The organism is Mycobacterium sp., assembly GCF_032162105.1.
GTDB lineage: Bacteria > Actinomycetota > Actinomycetes > Mycobacteriales > Mycobacteriaceae > Mycobacterium.
This window is the reverse complement of sequence record NZ_JAVRPS010000399.1, coordinates 1-7460: the sequence shown is the minus strand read 5'-3', so window position 1 is coordinate 7460 and position 7460 is coordinate 1. Positions and strand designations below refer to the sequence as shown.

General features: G+C 66.7%; 8 protein-coding genes. All 8 read right to left on the bottom strand.

Annotated features, from left to right (window positions below; translation table 11 throughout):
* Positions 1-1505, bottom strand: a 1505-nt coding sequence (locus QOC69_RS20510) for a class I adenylate-forming enzyme family protein (RefSeq protein WP_526442967.1), incomplete at its 3' end; no start/stop codon positions are given.
* Between the two features lie 33 nt (positions 1506-1538).
* Positions 1539-2735, bottom strand: coding sequence for an acetyl-CoA acetyltransferase (locus QOC69_RS20505; RefSeq protein WP_526442965.1), 1197 nt, complete (start codon positions 2733-2735; stop codon positions 1539-1541).
* Positions 2713-4098 (bottom strand): zinc ribbon domain-containing protein, encoded by a 1386-nt coding sequence (locus tag QOC69_RS20500; RefSeq protein ID WP_526442963.1) that lies wholly within the window; start codon positions 4096-4098, stop codon positions 2713-2715. The genes QOC69_RS20505 and QOC69_RS20500 overlap by 23 nt, the downstream gene beginning before the upstream one ends.
* Positions 4095-4349 (bottom strand): hypothetical protein, encoded by a 255-nt coding sequence (locus QOC69_RS20495; RefSeq protein ID WP_526442961.1) that lies wholly within the window; start codon positions 4347-4349, stop codon positions 4095-4097. The genes QOC69_RS20500 and QOC69_RS20495 overlap by 4 nt, the downstream gene beginning before the upstream one ends.
* Positions 4349-4852 carry an aromatic-ring-hydroxylating dioxygenase subunit beta gene (locus QOC69_RS20490; RefSeq protein WP_526442971.1) on the bottom strand — a complete coding sequence of 168 codons (504 nt, stop codon included), beginning with the start codon at positions 4850-4852 and terminating at the stop codon, positions 4349-4351. Before QOC69_RS20490 ends, QOC69_RS20495 begins: the two co-directional genes overlap by 1 nt.
* A 26-nt stretch (positions 4853-4878) precedes the next feature.
* A complete protein-coding gene (locus QOC69_RS20485) occupies positions 4879-6153 on the bottom strand; it encodes an aromatic ring-hydroxylating oxygenase subunit alpha (RefSeq protein WP_526442969.1) in 1275 nt (424 codons plus the stop codon).
* A gap of 8 nt (positions 6154-6161) precedes the next feature.
* Positions 6162-6983, bottom strand: a complete 822-nt coding sequence (locus QOC69_RS20480) for an enoyl-CoA hydratase/isomerase family protein (protein WP_526442959.1) — start codon at positions 6981-6983, stop codon at positions 6162-6164.
* The coding region (locus QOC69_RS20475) for an enoyl-CoA hydratase/isomerase family protein (protein WP_526442957.1) at positions 6983-7460 on the bottom strand (478 nt) is incomplete at its 5' end. The genes QOC69_RS20480 and QOC69_RS20475, both read right to left, overlap by 1 nt.

The following is a 7460-nucleotide window of genomic DNA, read 5'->3' as shown; positions in this document are numbered from 1 at the left end:
CTACCGACGTAGTCGACGATGTCGGCCACGAGCAGATCGGGCACGTCGTCCCTGATCCGGATCGCCGCGGCCACGATCTCGCCCCAGCGCTCATCGGGCAGTCCGACGACGGACGCCTCGAGGACGGTTTCGTGATCGACGAGGACGCTTTCGATCTCGGCGGGCGAGATGTTCTCTCCGCCCCTGATGATCAGTTCCTTCAGCCGGCCGGTGACGCTGAGGTATCCGCGTGCGTCCAAGGTCCCGAGGTCACCGGTGTGGACGAACCCGTCGCCGTCAACGGTGCGTGCGGTCGCGTCGTGATCGTTGAGGTACCCGAGGAACTGCTGATACCCGCGCGCGCAGATCTCACCGGGTTCGCCCACCGCCAGAGTCTCGTTCGTCGCGGGGTCGACGATCTTGCACTCGACCCGCGGCAACGGCCGCCCTACGGTCGTCAGTTGATCGGCGCGCGAGTCGGAGGGCCTGGTCGCGGACAAGACCGGCGCAAGTTCGGTCTGCCCGAACAGGTTGATGACCGAGGCGCCGAAGGCCGTCTCGGCGTTCTCGATCATGGTCGCCGGGACATTGGATGCGCCGCCCATGATCACCCGCAGTTTCGGAGCCGGTGTGCTTGCCATGCGTTGGCACTCGAGGAGTGCGCCAAGGATCGCGGGTACGTAGAACAAAACGCCGACGTCCTCGCGGCGCAGCGCCTCCAACACGGGGGTTGGTCGGAATCGTTCGACCAGAACCACCGTGCCACCGATCCACAGCGGGCCAAGGGTCGCGATCACGCAGCCTGCGGTGTGAAACATCGGCAGCGGGTTCAGGCATACCGAGCCGGCCTGCACTTCCACCGCCTCCAACGTCAGCTTCGCAACGTTGACGAGCGATCTGTGTTTGAGGAGTACGCCCTTGGGACTTCCGGTCGTCCCAGAGGTGTACTGCAGCATGACTGCCTCGTCGGCGTCGGTCGGCGCATCTCGTAGGACGGTTGGGCTCACCTCGTATGCCTGCCACTGCGCCCGGTCCGACAACGAGACGCAGCGAAGGTGCGGGAACCTCGGCCCCACGGCGCCGACGACCTCCGCCAAGTCGTAGTCGCGGTTGGTGTCGGCATAGAGGAGCACCGCCGCGCCGGAATGTGTCAGCGCATACTCGAGTTCCTCCTGCCTCAAGGCAGGGTTGAGTGCGACCAGAACCATCCCTGCCAGCGCCGCCCCGTACTGAATGATTGGCCACTCCACGACATTCGGAGCCCAGATGGCGACGTAGCTGCCTCGTTCGGCAAGCTCACACAGTGCTGTCGCGACGCGGCCTGCCTCGTCGTACAACTCTGCGTAGCTGAGCCGCACCTCCGCGCCGTCGTCGTGGCGAATCCCGACGAGTGCCAGTCGGTGGGCCTGACCGTCCGCCCGCTGCGAAAGTAGTCCCCCCACGGTGAAATCGACGAGATCAGCGCTCTGGTCGGCGGGCCAGTGCGCCCGCCTTGGTACGGATCCGCTCGTTCGCGCCGCCGTCATCGCGTCTCCTCGTCGACTCGTGCTCAGGGCAGTTCAGCGGCCGTATTCGCGACCGACCACGGATACGAACGACACACAGCCACCGGGTCGTCCACCGAGGTTGTGTGTCAACGCCGTATGCGGGTCCGACAGCTGCCGCTCCCCCGCGTCGCCGCGAAACTGAAGCCATGCCTCGTAGAGCATGCGCAGCCCACTGGCGCCGACCGGATGACCGAACGACTTCAGTCCCCCGTCGGGATTGATGGGCAACCTTCCGTCCGCGTCGAAGTCGCCGCCGAGGACGTCCTTCCACCCGTGGCCGGCCTCGGAGAAGCCGAGATCCTCCATGAGGACGATCTCGGTCGGGGTGAAGCAGTCGTGGACCTCGGCAAGTGACAACTGCGTGGCGGGGTTGTCGATTCCTGCCTGGCCATAGGCATCGCGTGCCGACTTGACCACTTCAGGAAAGGTGGTGAAGTCGAACTCGGGATCCATGGAGCCGCGGGTCGAACCCGCGACGAGGGAGAGCCCTTTGACGTACATCGGGGTATCGGTGTACTCGAGCGCTCGCTCGGCGGGCACGATCAGCGCGCAGGCGGCGCCGTCGGAAACCCCTGAACAGTCGAAGACTCCCAGTCGCCCTGCGACCTTGACGGCCTTGTCGATCGTTTCGCGTGAGACGGGTGAGCGGAACTGTGCCTTGGGATTCCGCGAACCGTTGTCGTGGTTCTTCCACGCCACGTGGGTCATGGCCTCCCGCATCTCGTCGGGATGCACCCCGTGCTTGGCGCAGTACGCCGGATCGAGCAGCGAGAACGCCGCAGGCGCTGTCATCGACAACTCCGGCGCCGTTCCGTCACTCGGTGGATCAGCCCGCATCAGACCCGAGAAGCCGGAATCCTTGAGCTTCTCCACTCCCACGGCCATCACCACGTCGTAGGCGCCCGCGGCCACTCCGTAACACGCGTTGCGGAACGCCTCCGACCCTGTGGCGCAGTAATTCTCGACCCGGGTCACGGGCTTGTCGTCGGTGGACAACGCACGGCTGAGGGTGAGGCCGGACTGGCCAGAGCCGAGGGTGCCGAGCCAGTACGCGTCGATGTCACCTTTGGCGATGTTCGGCGTCGAGCCGATGCACTCTGCGAATGCCTCCAGGATCAGATCCTCGGTGGAACTGTCCCAGCGCTCGCCGAACCGGGTACATCCCATGCCGACGACCGCGACTCGGTCATTGATTCCGCGGCTTGCCATCGTTCTCCGATCCGGTGTCAAGAAGGCACGCCTTCCAGAAGTAGTCGTGCACGCCGCCGGCAGTGAACAGCCGACGGAAGGTGAAGCCGACCCTGGCGCCGACGCGCAGCCGTTCGGGCTCGGCATTGGTGACTTCGATGGTGCATCGCCCGCCGCCGTCGACGTCGATGACCGCCTGCAACATGGGCGGCGACGGCGAGTACGCCAGATGGTCCACGGTGTGGGTGGCGATGGCACCGCGAAGCGCCGCAACGGGTGTTGCGTCCATCTCGTCGGTGGCCCCGCAGCGCCGACACACCCGCACCGGAGGCAGGTGGACGAATCCACACTGCCGGCAACGTGTTCCGGCCAACCCGAACTTCCACTTCGCGGCGCGTCCGGCGGGGGGCGCAGCGGGTCGGTCCGGTTCGGGGCGGCGCGGCGGCTCGAGCTCGACCAGCCCGTGCCACGACAGGTAGGTCAGGTGCGGCACCACCATCCCCTGCGCCCGCTGAAGACTGACCGGGGTCGACTGGCGAGCGAGCGGCAACTGGGTGGTGGTGCGTAGCAGAACGGCATCACAGCCGTCGAACGCCGAGACGACGAGGACGGTCTCGCCGGGCTCGGCGACGTCGAGCACCGAGGCCAGCGCGATGCCTGCATCGGCGACACCGGAGAATCCGACGGGCGAAGTGCGGGTTGACTCGAGGGCCTTCACCAGCGTGCCGACGCGTTTGACGATGCCCGTGTTGGGGCACGCGACGACGACGTGATCGACGTCGGCCAGTCCGGTTTCATCGAGGATCCGATCGACGGCGGTTCGGATCAGGGCCGCGTAGCGCTCTGCGCCGAAGCGCTCTTCCCATTGCTCACCCGTGATCGATCCGGGTGATCGCCAGCGGTCGAGAAACTCGGCCGTGTGCGACGTGGTGGCGAGGACGTCGGCGATTGCAGGTCCGTCGCCGAACAGCAGCGCTGCCGCCCCGTCACCGCCGATGCGTTCATCGGCAGAACCGGGCCGGCCGACCCGGACGTCCGCGGTCAGCGCCAGGCCGCCGGTGGCAGCGGCGGCTCGCCATGCCGCAAATCCGCTGCGGCCCGTCCCGCACAGATCCGTCACGAACGAGGCGGACGGCAGCCCCAGCGCGGCGTGAATTGCGGTCGCGTTGGTCTTGTCGGCGTAGGCGGGACTGCTGGTCGCGAAGTAGATGCTGGTGGGCGGCAGGTGTCCGTCGAGGGCACGGGCAGCGGCCGCGACCGCCATGGTGGTGCTGTCCTCGTCGTAGGACGCGACCACGCGGTCGCCGCGACGCAGCCCGATGTCGCCCCCGGCCAGGCGATGTCGGGGAAGGTACGTCGCATAGGCGATCAACGAAGCGGTCATTCGTCGCCCCGCCAGCGGTCGGCGGACGGATCGAGGAGCTGAGCCAATTTGCCTGCGGGAAGCCAGATGATGGTCTCCAGTTCGAGGGCGTCCAGGTAGCGCACGCGCCCGGTGCGGAGGTCCTCCAGACGCAGCCGCGGCGAGTTGCCCTCGTCGTCGACGTTGACCGACACGTGGGCGAACTCGCTTCCGACGACCGGGCCGATGCCGGGCACGTTGACGAGTGCACCGTCGCCGAACTCGACGGTCATCAGATCAGGAAACCCATGGTCGGAATCGGCTTGTCGCTATCCACCAGAACAACTTTCTTGTAGGACATCCGCAGCGCGCCGTCCACGCGGCGCAGCCGGTAGGTCACCCGACCACCCCACAGGTGGTTGCCTCGCGCACGTGATTCGAGTACCAGGAAGTTCGCCCCCACTTCGAGGTCGGTGCCGCCAGCCGGGACGGCCCGGCCGCCGAGGAGTTCGACGTTGGAGATCAGCCGACGCAAGTTGGACTGCGGCGCTTGGGCGTAGCGCTTGCCGGTGCGGAGTTGTTTGAGCCGGGTGGAGATCCGATTGCGGTTGTCGTAGATCACCGACATCTGCTCCATCGGGTCGGCACCATCGTCGCCGGCCGGAACCCAGTACAGCGCGTCGTCGGTCCACAACGCCTCCCATGAGTCGTAGTCGCTCTCATCGGCGAAACGTGCTTCGCGATAGAGGAACTGCTCGACGTCACGGACGTCGTACCCTTCTGGTACCGCTGTCAGGCGGTCAGCGACCCCGGCGGCGTTCGTCACGGCGCCTCCATCAACGATGCGTAGTGCGACCAGAACCCGCGCATACCAGTCTCGTCCGTTGCCGATCCGATGGTGAATCCCTTGTCGTCGACGCGCTCCCGGTGCAATCCCCGCCGCACGTCGAGCCATTCCGGCTGCAGCGACTCGAGGCCGAGCTGATTTCGCTCGTACATCTCGGTGTCGTCGGCCAACAACATGCCCGCCGGACCCACCGATCCGACACACTGCGACACCATCCGCTTGTTCAGTTCCGGGGCGCCTGCGAGCTGGACCGCCGTCGAGTATTGAACGCACTGGTTGACCGAGACGGGCTGGATGTTGAACACCTGAATCTCGGCGATGAAGAGGTTGGGAAAGATCATCACGTGCGGCGCACCCTCGATCAGAATCTGATCGGCGGCATCACCATGCCGTTCGCGCATTGCCGCGACGTAGTTCGGCACCCTTTCCTCAGTGGTGCCGAACCACCGCATCGGCTCCGCGAACTTGCGGAACTCCGGGCGCAAGTCGTTCTCGCTGTGGCCGTTGCGCAGGTTTCGCGTGACCGCGGTCGACGCGTCGCTGTAGAGCGGTCCGATCGTGCTTCCAGTCACACCAAAGATGGAGCCGTGGACGAACTGGGGGTGATATCCATCTGTTTCGTTCTCCGCCAGCAATTTCCAGTTGGCGCCGGTTTCGTGCTGGAGCCAGCCCGCCGTCAGCTCGACCCGACCCTGCGGCGACAGCCGCGCCAGCCGGTCGATCTCGCCGGCGGCGGCCCCGAGGTGCTCGGTCAGCGTGGGGCCTTCCTCGGCAAAGCTGCCGAAGACGAAGCCGTGATACGAGTCGACTCGCGCCACCCGCCCCATCGCGAGGTCGAGCTTGCGGCCGCCGTACCCCTTGAAGAAGGGGAATCCGATGAGCTCGCCGGTGTTCCGGTACGTCCAGCCGTGGTAGGGGCAGCGGAATGTCGCGGAGTTCCCCTTCGCGTCGTTGCAGACCTGATTGCCGCGGTGCGCGCATCGGTTCAGGAGGAGATGAACCTCACCGTCCCGGTCGCGGGTCATGATGACGTCCTGCAAGCCGAGTCGCTTTCGCACGTAGTCGCCCGGCTGCGCCACTTCGCTTTCGTGGCCCACGAATACCCAACTGCGATACCAGATCTTCTGGAGCTCCTCGGCGAAGATGGCCGGGTCGGTGTACAGCGAACCGTGCACCTTGTCCTGCTTGATCAAGGGCGCGACGCGGCTGCTGCTCGGAACTCCGAGACTCGAGGGCGTGGTCTCCGTCATTCCCGAAGTCATTCTCGAACTCCTTCCTTCGTGCCGAAGACGGCGCGGCGCTTCTCCCGAAACGCGGCGATGCCCTCGGCGAAATCGTCGCTGCCGAAGAGTGCCGCCTGATGGGCGGCTTCACGGTCGAGCACGTTGAACGGAGACAGACCGGGCGCCACCGCGAGCAGCGACTTGATCACTCCGAGCGCCTGGGCAGGCGCCGCGGCTAGGCGGCTCGCGTCCTGCAGCGCAGCGTCAAGCGCTGCTCCCGGCTCGGCGAGCGCATCGACGAGCCCGATGCTCAGCGCTTGCTCCGCCGGAATCGGTGTGGGCAGCATCAACATCTGGCGGGCCCTGGCGACGCCGACGCGGGCAGGCAACGAGACGTAGGCCCCCATGTCACCGGCTAGTCCGACCGCTGTGAACGTGGTGGCGAACCGGGCGTCGCGTGCGGCGACCACGCGGTCACATGCGGCGGCCAGAGCGGTGCCCGCACCGTAGGCCGCTCCCTCGACCGCAGCGATCACGGGCTTCTCCGTGCTCCAGATCGCCCGGATGACGCGTTGCGCCAGCTGTGCCCGCTCCAACGCCTCCTGCGGGGCCATTCGCTCCATCGAGGCGATGTCACCTCCCGAGCAGAAGGCCTTGCCCGCTCCGGTCAGCACGACGGCTCGTACCGACGTGTCGCGGTCGGCGGCCTCGATGGCGTCGGCGAGCGCCAACCGCAAGGGCATGTCGATGGCGTTGAGCTTGTCGGGGCGATTCAGCGTCACCACCGCGACCGCGCCGGTCAACGTGGTGAGCACGGGGCCGGAGGACCGGGACTGGGGTTGCCGAGGAGACGTCATCACCGCTGGAACCTCGGCTGCCGTCGTTCGATGACGGCACGCAGGCCTTCGAGGGCGTCGGCGGTGCCGGAGAGTTCGGAGACCGTCCGCGCCTCCTCCGCCAACCGTTGTTCGACGGACGCTCCGATTCCGCTCCACACCAGACGCTTGGTCGCCGACAACGCCTGCGTGGGAAGGTCGACCAGCTGTAGGGCCAGCTCCTCTGCGCGACTTTGCAGTTCGTCGTCGGCCGCGACCTCGGTGATCAGCCCGATGCGCAGCGCCTCGGCGGAGGTGAGCGTCGGGTTGGTCAGGACGATCCGCAGTGCCTGGCGTAGCCCAACCAACTGAGTGAGCGTCACTGACACCCCGCCGTCGGGGGCCATGCCGACACGAACCGCGCCGGAGAAGAACTTCGCGGATTCGGCGGCGACCACGATGTCTGACGCACACACCAATCCCAGGCCGCCACCACCCGCCGCGAAGCCCTGTACCGCC